Origin of the sequence: Alcaligenes sp. SDU_A2 (assembly GCF_038237375.1) — a bacterium.
GTDB lineage: Bacteria > Pseudomonadota > Gammaproteobacteria > Burkholderiales > Burkholderiaceae_B > Alcaligenes.
In genome coordinates, this window is the sequence record NZ_CP151273.1 from 2,404,782 (window position 1) to 2,419,406 (window position 14,625).

At 58.2% G+C, this 14,625-nt stretch carries 12 protein-coding genes; 3 read left to right on the forward strand and 9 right to left on the reverse strand.

The window, feature by feature from the left end; all coding sequences use genetic code 11:
• Nucleotides 1–20 precede the first annotated feature (20 nt).
• A complete protein-coding gene (nadC, locus tag AADW57_RS11205; protein WP_341666981.1) occupies nt 21–920 on the reverse strand; it encodes a carboxylating nicotinate-nucleotide diphosphorylase in 900 nt (299 codons plus the stop codon).
• A 102-nt stretch (nt 921–1,022) separates the two neighbouring features.
• Nucleotides 1,023–1,970 (reverse strand): NUDIX hydrolase, encoded by a 948-nt coding sequence (locus AADW57_RS11210; RefSeq protein WP_341666982.1) that lies wholly within the window; start codon nt 1,968–1,970, stop codon nt 1,023–1,025.
• Nucleotides 1,971–2,374: 404 nt separating this feature from the next.
• On the opposite strand from AADW57_RS11210, the gene AADW57_RS11215 reads away from it, so the two are divergent.
• From AADW57_RS11215 to AADW57_RS11225, 3 genes are all read left to right on the forward strand, one after another.
• A complete protein-coding gene (locus tag AADW57_RS11215) occupies nt 2,375–4,105 on the forward strand; it encodes a methyl-accepting chemotaxis protein (protein ID WP_341666983.1) in 1,731 nt (576 codons plus the stop codon).
• 298 nt (nt 4,106–4,403) lie between these two features.
• Complete coding sequence (locus tag AADW57_RS11220) at nt 4,404–6,056, forward strand: methyl-accepting chemotaxis protein (RefSeq protein ID WP_341666984.1); 1,653 nt, start codon at nt 4,404–4,406, stop codon at nt 6,054–6,056.
• Nucleotides 6,057–6,299: 243 nt separating this feature from the next.
• A complete protein-coding gene (locus AADW57_RS11225) occupies nt 6,300–6,863 on the forward strand; it encodes a methylated-DNA--[protein]-cysteine S-methyltransferase (protein WP_341666985.1) in 564 nt (187 codons plus the stop codon).
• A gap of 41 nt (nt 6,864–6,904) precedes the next feature.
• Here the strand turns inward: AADW57_RS11225 and AADW57_RS11230 are convergent, their stop codons facing one another.
• The 7 genes from AADW57_RS11230 to AADW57_RS11260 all read right to left on the reverse strand — a co-directional run bounded on the left by AADW57_RS11230 (nt 6,905) and on the right by AADW57_RS11260 (nt 14,607).
• On the reverse strand, nt 6,905–8,212 hold the full coding sequence (locus AADW57_RS11230; RefSeq protein ID WP_341666986.1) for a DUF445 domain-containing protein: 1,308 nt from the start codon (nt 8,210–8,212) through the stop codon (nt 6,905–6,907).
• 97 nt (nt 8,213–8,309) lie between these two features.
• On the reverse strand, nt 8,310–9,608 hold the full coding sequence (locus AADW57_RS11235; protein ID WP_341666987.1) for a hypothetical protein: 1,299 nt from the start codon (nt 9,606–9,608) through the stop codon (nt 8,310–8,312).
• Nucleotides 9,605–10,246 (reverse strand): hypothetical protein, encoded by a 642-nt coding sequence (locus tag AADW57_RS11240; protein ID WP_341666988.1) that lies wholly within the window; start codon nt 10,244–10,246, stop codon nt 9,605–9,607. Before AADW57_RS11240 ends, AADW57_RS11235 begins: the two co-directional genes overlap by 4 nt.
• 64 nt (nt 10,247–10,310) lie before the next feature.
• Entirely contained in the window at nt 10,311–11,765 is a 1,455-nt protein-coding gene (locus AADW57_RS11245; RefSeq protein WP_341666989.1) for a VWA domain-containing protein, read from the reverse strand.
• A 6-nt stretch (nt 11,766–11,771) separates the two neighbouring features.
• Entirely contained in the window at nt 11,772–12,275 is a 504-nt protein-coding gene (locus AADW57_RS11250; protein WP_341666990.1) for a hypothetical protein, read from the reverse strand.
• Between the two features lie 9 nt (nt 12,276–12,284).
• Nucleotides 12,285–12,920, reverse strand: a complete 636-nt coding sequence (locus AADW57_RS11255) for a hypothetical protein (RefSeq protein ID WP_341666991.1) — start codon at nt 12,918–12,920, stop codon at nt 12,285–12,287.
• Between the two features lie 151 nt (nt 12,921–13,071).
• Nucleotides 13,072–14,607: a formylglycine-generating enzyme family protein gene (locus tag AADW57_RS11260; protein ID WP_341666992.1), complete on the reverse strand. Its 1,536-nt coding sequence runs from the start codon at nt 14,605–14,607 to the stop codon at nt 13,072–13,074.
• Between the last annotated feature and the right edge of the window lie 18 nt (nt 14,608–14,625).

Genomic DNA, 14,625 nt, shown 5'->3' on the forward strand with positions numbered 1-14,625 from the left:
CAGTCACAGTCTTGGCCGGTTCAGGCGTCCAGGCCTATATCCAGCACCCGGGCGCTATGAGTAATCCAACCCACCGCAATCCGGTCCACGCCGCAACGCGCAATCTGCACAGCGGTCTCCGGCGTGATGCGCCCGGAGGCTTCAGTCTTGGCCCGGCCCGCCACACGGGCGACAGCCAGCTTCAAGGTGTCGGTGTCCATATTGTCCAGCAAGATACTGTCCACCCCCAATGCCAGCACTTCGTCCAATTGCTCCAAGGTATCCACCTCGACCTCGATGCAGACCAGATGACCGATATAGGCACGGGCCGCCTGGACAGCCGCGCGCACGCCGCCTGCCACGGCAATGTGGTTATCCTTGATCAGCACGGCGTCGTCCAGACCAAACCGGTGATTGCTTCCGCCGCCCACTCGCACCGCATATTTTTGCAGGGCACGCATGCCGGGCATAGTTTTGCGCGTGCAGGTGACTTTGGTGCCGTATGGAGCAATGGCCCGAGCAATCGATGCCGTGGCCGAGGCCACACCGCTTAAATGCCCCAGAAAATTCAAGGCACACCGCTCGGCGGTCAGCATGGCGCGGGCCGACCCACTGATGACAGCGATTTCGGCACCGGGCACCAGATCATCGCCATCTTGCAGCTTCGCCTCGAAACGCAATTCCGGGTCCAACAGCTTGAAGGCAATACGCGCCAGGTCCAGGCCTGCCAACACACCCTGTTCGCGGGCCACCAGCCGGGTCTGGGTACGTGCCTCTGGCGAGACAATGGCATCGGTGGTCAGGTCGCCCGCACGGCCCAGGTCTTCCTGCAAGGCCGCACGTACCAGGGGTTCCAGAATGACATCAGGCAAGGGGGGCACCCGGCCTGTCGCGGTCGTCGCCACCTGTCCGGCAGGCTGGTTGATTTCTTTTATGCTCATTTTGAGTATTTGATGATATAAAAAATAAGGCCTGTTGGCATTGCAGCTTATGCTAGTCCTGAGCATAAACGGTGTCAAGCCACAGACCCCGGCTTCTTTTACCTATCGGGCCTGTTTAGCCAAGGGCAGCTTGCTGCCCGAGATGGCGCGCTCCAGCAAAACATCGCCACGAAAGCGGAACAACTTGGCGGGACGGCCCGAACCTCCAAGGCTAATGCCCCCCGTCTCCTCGACCAAGGCCTGCTGCTCGATAATCAGCCGTCGGAAATTCTGCTTATGCAGTCCTCGTCCGGCCAGCGCCTCCACGGCCTGCTGCAATTGCAATAGGGTAAATTCTGGCGGCATCAACTCAAATACCACAGGCCTGTACTTGATCTTGGCCCGCAAGCGCGCCAAACCGGTCGCCAGAATACGGCGATGATCGTGCATCATGGGCAAGCCCAGGCGGTTCTCCTGCCCCACGGCATCCGGGCGCGGTTCGCGTCGTCGACGCGCTTCGGGCAATAAGCCTGCCTCGTACAACAACTCGTAGCGCTGCAGGACAAAGTCCTCGTTCCAGGTCGCCCCCTCCAGACCAAAGCTATACAGCACCCGTTGACGGCGCATGGCCTCAAGCTCAGGCTCTTGCGCGCACCACTGCGCCAAGGCAGGCCCTATGACTTGCCGGATCAACTCGGGCGCGCCCTGCCGCCAGTCTTCCCAAGGAAAGTAGCGATAACAGTCCTGCCAGATCACCTGGGCCACATCCGGACGCCCGACCTCCCGGGTCAAACCGACATAGCTGACCGATACCACGCGCGCGCCGTGGGCGTCGAAACGATCGCGGTCGGCAAAGGTATACAACTGTTCTACATACCCCACAGGATGATGCGTCTGCGCCTCTACCCAATCACGCAGGCCTGTCTGCAAAGAGCGATGCGTCTGCTGAAACGGCCCCGCCGGCAAGGCCTGACCCGCATCGGTGGTCAGCACGCGCGGCTCGCCATCGGTGACGGCCACCAGCACAGCCACCAATTCGGCGCTGACTACGGGTTCCTGCAGTTCGATCACAAGCTCTCCTTGAAAAGATCCCTGTACACAGACGAGGTGGCCGAATTATAAACGCTGCCCCCGATACGCCGCAGCGCCCCCCTGTCTCTTGCCGTACAAAAGGGCAAATAAATAAGCCATCAAATAATCGCGCCAAAAAAATAGAGACCTAAAGAAAAAAAATGTCTATCCGTAAAGGCGATAAACCGTATCGTTCAAGCCTTATGTCAGCCCAAGTCGTCGGTCAGACACCGGATATGCGCCTAGATTCCCCCTTTGCACACGTCAGCCATTGGCAAAAATAGAGGGATTTGCTTGGTTCAAGGTCATATTCTGAAAAGACTTGCCGTGCATGCGTCTTCGGACGGTTCTTTCCGGCTCGCCTGACCCCGAGCGCCACTTCTTGTGTCCCTGCAGGATGACGAATGCGTAAGAATTTCCCTATTACCCAGGACGAGGTACGTGTCCGGGCAGATCAGTATCTGATTTCCAAGACCGACCTGAAAGGCCGCATTACGTATGCCAATGCCGCCTTTGTCGCCATCAGCGGATTCTCGCGAGAAGAACTGATCGGCAAGGCGCACAATATCGTGCGCCATCCCGACATGCCGCCCGAGGCCTTCCAGGACCTGTGGGACACTCTGCAAAAAGAACGTCCCTGGATGGGCGTGGTCAAGAACCGGCGCAAGGACGGCGGCTTTTACTGGGTTTACGCCATGGCCGTGCCCATCTACGAACATGGCACGGTTACCGGCTACGCCTCGGTGCGGGTACAACCCACCCAAGAGCAGATTACCGAAGCCGATCAGTTCTATCGTGCCGTAAACGAAGGCCGTGCCCAAGGCTATCGGGTCTTTGAAGGGCGTAAAGTCCCCACCGGGTGGCGACGCGGCTTGCAACTGCTGCGCAAGCCCTTCAGCAATTCTTTGCGCGCCAGTTTGTTTCGCATGGGCACGCTGGCCTTGGCGACAACAGGTGCAGCCCTGTATTTCGCCCTGACCGGCGGCGTGCCCCAGGGCTCAGGCATCTGGCTGACCGGCGTGCTGTGCCTGGCCAGCGCCGCCATGATGGGCTATGGCTGGCTGATTGCCCAGCGCGTCATCCGCCCACTGGATCAGGCCTCCCTGATCGCCCAGCAGATCGCCACCGGCAATCTGCAACTGGATATCGACATCAGCTCCAGTGAAGGCAACTCGGAAATCGGGCAACTGTACTTTTGCCTGGATCTGATGCGCAAAAGCCTGGTGGGCATCGCCAGCGATGCGCGCCACGGCATCGACGCCTCTATTCACGCCGCCCGCATCCTGGAGGTCAACAACACCAATCTGGCCGCCCGCACCGAAGACCAGGCCGCTTCTCTGCAAGAGACGGCCGCCAGCATGGAAGAACTGACCGTGACCGTGCGCCAGAATGCGGACAACGCCAATCAGGCCAGCCAGCTGGCGGATGCCAGCATGCAGATCGCGCAGCGCGGCGGTGCCGTGGTCAACGAAGTCGTAGAAACCATGCAAGGCATCCATGACAGCTCGCGGCGCATCGGCGATATTGTGACCGTCATCGAAGGGATTGCTTTCCAGACCAATATCCTGGCGCTGAATGCCGCTGTCGAATCGGCCCGCGCCGGCGAAGCCGGACGCGGCTTTGCCGTCGTAGCCGGCGAAGTACGCAGCCTGGCGCAGAAAAGCTCGCAAGCGGCCGGCGAAATCAAGACGCTGATCGATGAATCGGTAGGACGCATGGCCAAAGGGGCCGAGCAAGCCTCCCGAGCCGGCGACACCATGGGCGATGTCGTGGACTCGGTCAAGCGCGTCACCGACATCATCGGCGAAATCTCGACCGCCTCCATCGAGCAGGCCAGCGGCCTGGACCAGATCAATCAAGCCATGGCCAAGATGGACGGCGTAACGCAACAAAACGCCGCTCTGGTTCAGGACCTGGGCAACACCATGAGCGATCTGGCCCAGGAAGCCTCCGAACTGGCCGACGCCATCAAAGCCCTTAACACCGGCTCGGACAGCAAAGCCGGGGCTGCACCCGCTGTGGCTCAACTGGCCCATGCCAACACGCCCCAGGTGCTGTCTTATCAGCCCTCGCCTGCGGCTAATATGAGCAGCGCACGTACCGCCTCTACACGCCTGAATGCCGTTCGTCGTTAATCATTAAGTCACGACACCTGGATCGGGAGTCGAACTCCGAATCCCGATCCTGTAAAACCTGACAGCTAGACAAAACAAAAAAAGACCGAAACAAAATAAAAAAATAACGGCACATTAAAAAATAAAATAAATAAATCAAGCCGCTAAGATAAATCCCAGCGAATTAAAAATAAACATGGAAAGCCATAGGCCTAGGATACATATTGATTCTATGGTTAACACTATGCAATATTTCATGTTAGATCAGTAACATAACGGGTTGCGCTTCCTGTTCGCTTATCCCTCTATAGGCCTGATCATGCGTGACAACCACCCCATCACCCAACATGAAACACAGGTACCCGACAAGGTCTACCTGATCTCCAAAACAGACCTGCAAGGCCGCATCACCTACGCCAACCCTGCTTTTATCGAAATCAGCGGTTTCAGCCACGAAGAACTGATCGGTTCGCACCACAATATCGTGCGTCACCCGCATATGCCCAGCGCCCTGTTCCAGGATCTGTGGCACACCCTGCAACAGCAACGTCCTTGGTCCGGCCTGATCAAGAACCGGCGCAAGGACGGTGGTTTTTACTGGGTCAAGGCACGCGTCATCCCCTTGGTGGAACGAGGCCGGGTCAATGGCTATGCCTCTGTGCGCGTACGTCCGTCGGCCGACGAGATCGCCCAGGCGCAAAGCCTGTACCAGAGCATTGCTCAACACGGCTTGCGCGGCTATCGCATCCAGGAAGGCCAATTGCAGGCCACCGGCTGGCGCGCGGCGGCACGCACCCTGTTGCAGCCGCTGAACCGCAGCCTGCGCGCCAGCCTGCTGCGCTTTGGAATGCTGACCGGCGGCCTGCTGACCCTGTGCGCCGGACTGCTGGCCGGCAGCGGCGCGCCCGCCGCGTACTTGACCGGTAGCTTGGGCGCGCTGAGCCTGGTCGGCTTGATCACGCTGGCCTATGGCTGGATCGTCACCCAACGCATGATGCGCCCCCTGCACAGCGCCACCCACATCGCTCAGCAGATCGCAACCGGCAACCTGCTGATCGAACTCAACCCCGAACACACGCGCAGCCAGGAAGTGGCGCAGCTCTACTTCTATATGGACATGATGCGCAAAAGCCTACTGGGCCTGGCCCGCGATGTACACCAAGGCATCCAATCCTCGCTGGACGTATCCACCCAACTCGAAGATGGAAACCGCCAACTCTCCAGCCGGACTTCGGCCCAATCCGGTTCCCTGCAACGCACGGCAGCCAGCATGGAAGAACTCACCATTACCGTGCAGCAGACCGCCGACAATGCCCGACTGGCCAATCAGCTGGCCGATCAAAGCCTGTCCACCGCCAGACGCGGCGGCGAAGTCGTACAGGATATGGTCAACACCATGCAGGATATCCACAGCAGTTCCGAGCGTATCGGCGATATCGTGGCCATGATTGAAGGGCTGGCTTTTCAGACCAATATTCTGGCGCTGAACGCCGCCGTAGAATCCGCCCGCGCCGGCGAAGCCGGACGCGGCTTTGCCGTCGTGGCAGGCGAAGTACGCAGTCTGGCCCAGAAAAGCGCCCAAGCGGCCGGAGAAATCAAGACACTGGTCGAAGACTCCCTGGAGCGCATGTCCGTAGGCGCGCGCCACGCCGACCGGGCCAGAGCCACCATGGAAGAAATCATGGAATCAGTCTCCAATGTCACCCACCTGATCAACGAAATATCGACCGCCTCGAACGAACAGGCCAGCGGACTGGCCCAAATCAACGATGCCGTCTCTAATATGGACAGGGACACCAACGACAACGCCGATCTGGCGCTCAGCCTGGGGCATACGGTCAGCCAACTGAGCCAACAGGCGCTGGAGCTGAAACTGTCCATCCAGTTACTGAACACCGGCCATCGACGCTCCGCCTACATACCCGACCCGGACTCTACACAGGAACCTATCCCTCTGCTTAAAGTCGCTTGAGCAATGGCGCAAACCACTCGTCCGAGCCTAATGCCTTGGCACCGGGCGGATTGCGCTGCCCTTACAGGCACATTGACCTGAGACGCCAAGGGCTGGATCATAAAGACGCATCCACCACTTTGCTCAAGGCGCATGCGTAGCAGCACTTTCCCACCAGCAAAGTGCCAACCCTCTTTATGACGCCGGCTCTTGGGGCGTATCTGCACCGGGGCGCATGGCGTACCATGCCCAGGAGAGCTGACCATGCCCGACACCCTGAAACTGGACTATGCCATCGCCCCGTGCGATTTCGGCTTCATGTTGGCAGCCATGCACGGCAAAAAACTGATCGCTGCCAGCCTGGGCGACAATCAGGCAGTCATGCGTGCCGAACTGCAAGCGCGTTTTCCTGCTGCCCAACTGCAGCAAACGGACCCCGCCGCGATCCCTGCTTTGCACGTCCTGACGGATTACCTGCATGCGCCCGGCAAGGTACCAGATATCCCGCTGGAGCTGCATGGCACCGATTTCCAATTGCGCGTATGGACGGCGCTGCGCAGCATACCGCCCGGCCAGACACGCAGCTACACCGACATCGCCCGCGCCATCGGCGAACCGGCGGCGACCCGCGCCGTTGCCCGAGCCTGCGCCCGCAACCCCATTGCCCTGCTCATCCCTTGCCATCGGGTTCTGCGCAGCGACGGCGGTATTACCGGCTACCGCTGGGGCGTCGAACGAAAAAAAGCCATCATCAAGCACGAAAAAGCGTTCACCGAGTCCTTACCGCCGCAACGACCGCCAAGCCCCAAAAAGAAAGACAATCCCTGACCAAGACCGCCGCCATCACCAGCGCCAGCGCCAGCGGCGCATTACACCGCCCCCAGCAGCAACAGGCCATGCAACGCCACCCCCACCAGCCCGCCGACCAGCGTGCCGTTAAAGCGGATATATTGCAGATCCGTGCCCACTGTCAGCTCCAGCTCCCGGACCAGATCCTTGTCATCCCAGTTGCGCACCGTGCGCGAAATATGCTCTTTTGCCCCCTCGCGCACATGCTCGGCCAATCCGGCTGCCGCCGCCAAGATGTGCTCATTCAGCGTGATTCGCAGTTGCTCGTCCTGCTCCAGCCGCCGTCCCAAATCCAGCGCCACCTGCTGCACGTGCGCGGCAACGGCGGAATCCTTTTTGTCCAGATCGACTCGCAAGGCGCGCATCACATCGTTCCACAAGCCATCTATATAGGCACCCACTTCCTGGTGGCGCAACAAACGCTGCTTGATGGACTCGACCTGCGCCATCAGCGCGGGATCGTGGCCAAGACGCTGTATATAAGCCTGGACCCATTGCTCGTAATCCCGGCGCAACTCGTGATCGGGCTGACTTAAAATGCCATGCACTTCGTCCACCAGCGCCCGGGCCAGCTTATCGGCCAACTTGTCAGACAATTCATCTACCGAAACCACCACGCCCACGACTTTCAACAGGCTTGGCCACTCGCGCTCGGCATAACGCCGCAAAACAGCGGCAACCCGCTGCTTGACGGTCTCGTCGGCCAGATAGCCGCCCAACTGCTGCAACATTTCGTCGAGCAACAGCTGATGACGGCCATTGCGAGTCAGCAAGCCCAGCACCTCGGATGCGGAACCCGCCAGATTGATTCTGCTCAGATACGCACGCACGCCATCGGTCAAGGCCCGTTTGACACTGTCCTCGTCCAGCAGACGCAAGGCCTCGCGCAAGGCGGTCTGCACATAGCCCGCCACCACCCGGCTTTGCTCCGGACCGGACAGCCACTGCCCCAGCCGAGCCGCCGGGTTCAATGCCTTGAGCTTATCCAGAATCGTGGCCGAATCCAGAAAATGGTCCCGCACAAAAACCGCCAGGCTATCGCCCAGGCTATTCTTTTTATTGGGAATAATGGCGGTGTGCGGCAAAGGCAGCCCCAGCGGTCGACGAAACAAAGCGACCACGGCAAACCAATCGGCCAGCGCCCCCACCGTCGCCGCCTCGCTAAACGCCCGCAGCCACGGCCACAGGCCAGCAAGCGGTGCAGCGGCACCTTGGCGCATCATGGCATGGCTGAGCAAAAACACCCCGACCATGATGCCCAAAAGCACCAAGGCAGCCAATTTCATGCGGCGCAGACGGCGTTCGGGGTTGGTTTGAGTAAAGGACATAAGCGCTGTGCAAGTTTACAGACAGAGCTCACCCAGTCTGCAATCACGACCCATCAAAAATGCTCAACGCAAGAATTAGACATGGTCCCGACAAAAACTACGCAGCCTCGAACTCTTCACTGGCGTTCTCGAACGGTAAGTAACCTTTATAGACCAGTTGATTACGAACTACGGACGGATGCACACCGAACTTACGCGCCGCCGATTGCAAGACCTCGAGCGTTGGATTAGTAAGGTCAATCAGTCGCTGCAAATCGTCAAAAGGGCATAAGAGATTATTCGCAAACGCACGTTGAAACTTCTGGCGGTCTGTTTTAGTGCGACTGACAACACCAAAACCAGCATCTCTGTGCCAAATTGCATCACCAAGCTGCCGGGCAAGCTCAAAACGGCGATCATAAGGCTTGACCGTCTGCAACGCCAACTTAGACCTTGTGCCATCGCTTAACCGAGCACCATACGGCAAAGCCCTGGCCGTCGCCGTAGCAGCTTTCAAATCGGCCCACCGGGCCTTAAACATATCTTCAAAAACCTGGTGACTCAGCCAACCCTTGGGCACGCCGATAATAGAGCGTAATTCTATAGCCGCGACTTGAGCCATTTCCCACGGACTTGCGTAATCGGACAGGCTCAAATCAGTCAAGCTATCGGCCAGGCTTAAATCGGCATGCACACCCGATGCGCGTGTAGCCTCTATCGCCCTATCCAAAGCCTGCGCGGCGTCGACACCTGGCTGGGCCTGGGCCGCTTCTTCAACCCCTTGCTCCCCCGCAACGCCTTCGAGTTTAATCAAACCGTCAATGACCTCGTCAGGGGCTGCATCCGGGTCAAACCCCAAACACGCCTCCAGACGTCGCCATGCGGCAAGCTCGGAGTCCTGGCGCTCAGCCGCGATTTGCGCTAGCAATATCTTTAAGGCCCCGCCGTCCTCGGCTCTGGCGCAATGCTCAAGAACATCCTCGAAAAAAACATCCAAGACTTGTTCGTAGCGTAACGCCGACACCATACTCAATTTGAACGGCGAATATCTTTGAGAACCGGCAACCATACTGCCACCCACGCAAGGCGCAAAAGCGATACGACTGCCTACGCTAAAAATCATAGCGGGAGGCCATAACGCACCACCACAGGCCGAATTTAGCTCATGACGCAAACGCCAATCCACCGACGGGGCTCGATTATCCCGGATGGTCTCCCATCGAAGACGCCACCAATGGTCAGCAAACCAAAATGCCAGAGATAGCGCGGATGCTCGAAAACAATCCCGCATCGTCTGAGTTTCGGTATCCTCAATACGCGAAATGACTTTATCTCCCACTTTCAGGAAGATTTCGGCGACATCATCGCTACCTGCAGGCCACTGTGCAGAAAGCGTAAGATCATGCGAATCAATCATCGGTAAAAAGTCTCCGCCGCCACGATGGCAGCCCGCAGGTCTGGATCTTGTGCTGCTGGGTTCTCCTGTGCGCGACAAACCTCTGCGACCCTAGCCAGCACCCGTTTCGCAAACGCATCCCCCGAAAGCAATGGATAACCATGATACTGGGCCTGGGCCACATTTGTCATCCGCAGCTCAAACACCCAACCGCTTTCATCAACCGTCCATAACAGGCTGGGCACCTCGCCTACGTGTTGCTCCGACCATAAGCCCAGCATCACTGCCCGCCGCAAAAGGGCGGGAATCCGACTGGCGCTCTCTTTCCCGAAAGACGCGTGCGCATCGCAGTACGTTCTGTCGACATCCATGCCCGCATAAGGGGCCAGACCATACGCGTCCGGCTTATATTTATGCTTGGAATACGCCCCATATCGCACACACTCGGCCAAAGCCAGTCTAGATTCAAGCGCCGGTAAGACGGAAACCAGACGCCGCTTCACATTATTGCGCGAGCGCTGAACGACAATACGGGAAGGCGGTTTTTTTCTAGGCATCAAGAACTCATCAGTAACGCACGGGCCATAGTCAAACCAGCCCAGCAGTGAACCAATCGCTACGAGTAATTTAACGCCAAACCGGCCATGAGCAGGTGCCAAAACAGTCCGGTCAAGGACGCACCCAACACACAGACCAGTTCCCTTGCCGCTTCGCCCGCTCTCGCTATCTACACGCCTGCGCCGTCCGCTCTACCGCTTCCACGGTCGCCTCCCTTAGGGCCAAGGGGATCTGACTGGCTTGCTGTGGGGCCAGGACAATGCCGCCGGTCGCCTGCGCGACACACGCCGCCAAGCCCTGCCCTGTGATGTCAACCACATTGATACGCAGCCGGGGTTTCGTTTGCGCCAACTCCTGCGCCAGCGCGCAGACATCTTTTTCGCATCCGTCACCACCATCGACAAACAAAACGATCAGTGCATCCCGCTCCACCCCATCAATCCGGCTGGCGGCCAAGGACAAGGCATCGGCCAGGTTCGTGCTGTTCTCCGGCTCAATACCCCGAACCAGGCTCTTTAACTGCTCGCGCCGCCCATCGGCAAACCCTCCCCAATACTGAGCAGGCCGGCAGTCGGGCGAAAAAGACACCAGGTGAATATCCTGCCGTGCCGGCAAGCCATCCACCATGGCAGCAAACGCCTGTCGCGCCGCATCGATGCGCGTCGTTCCCAAAAACAGATCCTGAGCGCGCCGACGCGCGTCTCCGGTCAATGCCTGGCGCTGCTCTTCATTCATCTCGAAGAACCAATCCTGATCCTCTATGCTCGCATCCACGCTCAAGCGCATGGAACCGGATGTATCAAACACAATGTAAAGCTCGGGGCCTAATGTCCGGCCCTCCTCGTCCTTGGCGCATATCGGTGCCAAGGACGCTGACACTGGAACACCTCCCGGACCGACACGCGCCCCGGACTCTGGCGATAAGCCCTGATTTAAGGTTTCGGCTGCCGGGGAAACACGGTTTGAACCCGCTCCCCACGCAAAAGCAGGCCACTTGAACCACCAGCACAACAATACAAGCAGGATCAGCAACAGCAATGCCGCCAAATAATACGGCCACCTTGATGGGTATTGTCTCTGGTCAGCATGCTCCGGCACACCATGACTATTTGCGTCTGCCCCCAAATCCGCGGCAAGGGGAGCAGCCTCGGCAGCCGCCCCGGCTCGCAAGGGTGCCGACATAGCCGTCGTCGTGTCTGCCTGTATCAAAGGCTGCGACAAGAATTCGGGGTTCTGGCTCAACACCCAAAGCGGTTTACCGCCAACATCATACAGAGCCCCTGTCAGGCCACTGTCCAGGAAAGAAGCCAAAGCACGAGCCTGCTCTCCGGCACCACGCCCGTCCAGACTACGGACCAGTCCCCGCAGACGATCGACGGCCTGCGTCCAGCGCGCACGCAATGCCTGCTGCTGGACAGGCGACAGATCGCTCTGGGCCCTGGCCTGCCCTTGCAGCTCCGTCCACCAGGCACCCGTCCCGGAGGCTCCGGGGGCGACTGCCTGATAGCTTGCAAAAAGCGGGGCCAACAGCCCCGCCTGCTGACGCAGCATCAATAAAACGTGCTGATACTGCGCATAGGCGTCGGAGGGCCCGACAGAATCAAGTACGACACGTTGCATAAGCGACTATTCGTATCCCAGGCTGGACTGTAACGCACTGACCTTTTGCTGGAGCTGCTGCAGACGTTGCTGCTTTTGCGCCAACATGGCCGGGCTATTGTCTTCGCTGGCCTTGTTGATGTCTTTCAGATCCTTGTCCAGAGCCGAAAGCTTGGCCTGCACACCGGCCTCCTGACCTTTGCTGGCCTGCAAACTACGAATCAACTGGCCCATGGAACGGTTCAGCTCGACCTGCTTGCGCCGCTGTTGGGCCAGACTCGCTTTGGTCTGGCTCTGCTGAGCCAGAATGTCCCGATAGACTTGATGAAACAGTGCATTGGCCTCCTGACTGCTCAGCAGCATCTGCTCGCGCTGATCAATGTGCTGACGATACGCACCAGACGTATCGCAACTGAGCTTAGTCAGAAACCCGGAGTCCTTATCAGATGGATCGCACTGGCTCATCGTCGTTGCACAACCGGCCAGCAGGACACTGCCCGCAAGAGGCACCCAGCGTAGAAATAGTCGCATAAGTCCCTCTTAACCCAGGGTAATAGCCGAGCGCATGGTGTAGAGGTCTTCTACCTCTTTCTCCAGCACAGCCACTTTCAGGTTCATTTGATCGATCTGGCGATCCAGCTTCTTGATCTCCGCGCCCTTTTTGCTGTCTTTACGCTCGGCATCGGCGACATCACGGTACTGGTTCACCTTTTCCTTCATATTGTTCAAGTCTTTATTCAAGACTTCAATATTCTTGTCGACGCGGGCCAACTGCTTTTCCGCCTGCTTCTTTTCGACCGTTTTATCTTTCAGGTTCTTTTGAAGGTCGGCGATCTGTTTTTTATCATCAGCAATCACTTGCTTGGCCGTCGCCGTACGTTCGACGATGTGCGCCGTATCTTTTTCCACATCGGCCTGCATGGCAGCCAGGCGTTCGGTCGTGTTTGCATATTCGCTGCGGCGCTGATCAAGATAATAATTCGCGCCCATCGCCACACCACATGCAGCCACGCCCGCGATCACCGAACATGCCAGCTTGTTGCTCGAATTGGACACCATGCAAGCCAGCACCCCTGCGGTCGCCGCACCCGCGCACGCCGTAAATCCGGATTTGCTGAAAAACTGCGCATCATTACCTTGCGTCAGACGGGAATCGGCTTGGGTGCCCGACAGCATATTGCTTCCGGTACTGGCGCAACCCGACAGCAATGCAACGCCCAGCATCAGGCTGCCGATCAAGACACGGGGGGTAAAACGGGATGCTTTTTTTTGCATGACTTCCTCTTCCTTTGTAAATGTAATGAAGCAACTTGCCCAAGCTTATCGATCAACCTGCAGACACTGATTTACACGCGTCTTTCCAGGCATCTACAGCGATCACCTCGGAGTTCAAGTGATCGCTCTGATTCTTCCAGTGCACATCCAGATACGGGCGCAAAGCGGACAGGCTCTTGTTCTGTTCCATGATCTGCCGGGCAACGGGAACCTGTTTTTCCAACAAGTCCTTGCCATACAAGGAGGAAGCGTCAATCAGGCTGCTGGCGTAATAGCGCGCCAGTTTGGTGACACGTTCTTGCTGCTCCTGCAGCTTTTCTTTGCGGTTAATGCACTGTTTTTCTTGCGGATCAGATTCGCACAAGGCCGCATAGTTTCGATGCAGCAGCTCTACAAAAAGCACATCGTCCTTCAGCTTCGTGCACAGAAAAGCCCCCAGTTCAAGGCCAGCCCGTATCGCCTGGTCTCGCGTTTCTTCCTGGCGCTGATTGGCAGCACGCAAATCACCCTCCAGTTGCTTGAGCTGCGCTTTCAGGGAATCATCCTGCAGGCTGCTGGCCAAAGAACCCAGGCGCTGCACCGCGGTTTCTTGATCCTGCTCTCGAGCGGCTCCCCCACCCTGGCTCGTTCCTAACTGCTGCCAGCTTTGCTCGATTTCCTTTACCCGCTCGCGCGAGGTCAAGGCAATCGACACCAAAGCCAGCCTCATGCCCGTTGTCTTGGACTGGGTCGGACCTTTGGTTCCGTAGTACGCCTGCTCTTTGCGGGCCGATGAGCGCAAGGTATCGGGCGAGGACAGGTAGTTGCCGCCGCGCACCACAAACCCGCCTGCCTGGCCATGCTGCCGATCCAGCTTGTTCAGCCGGAACGACTCCAGGATCAACTCATCCACGTTTCCGAGCATGTCATGCAAACCCAAGGGATTGGGTTTGAGCAAACCGGGAAACTGCACCTTGCCATTGGCCGATTGCGCGCCCGCGTACCACTCATAGTCATTCATCCCTTCGGGCATGGGATACCGCACATCCCGAAACTGGACCGAAGACAAGGCTGCGCCGCCACGCGCGGCATACTCCCACTCGATCTCTGTGGGCAAGCGCACAAAACCAGCCATGCCGTCCTCTTGTGGCAACGCTTGTACAGCGTTCTGTCGCAGCCACTTGTTGTACAGGTCCGAAAAACGAACGGCATCCATCCAGCTGATTTCTGCCTGAGGCAGCTGCAGCATCCGTTTCGGGTCCGCGCAGCTCTCTTGCGTCACGGCCTTGTATTGCAGTTGATTCAGTTCGTACTTGGCCAACAAGTAGTACCGGGACGAGGAGCCCGTGTTCTTGTCGGTAAAGCTGCCCGCAATAAACTCCGGACGGCTGTGCTCGACATAGCCCCACTCATCCCCTTCCTGGCCAACGACGACACGCAAATCATCCAAAGGCCCCGATGCCGGAACCTCGATACGCCGGAACACCATCGCGCCATCGCAGGGCATAGGCAAAATGACGTCCCCATCCGAAGGCTTGGGATTGTAGAATTTCTCGTCCCACGCAACGGCATGCGAAGGCGTCACTGCCCCCAATACAAAGGCAGACATCGCTGCACGGACAAAACA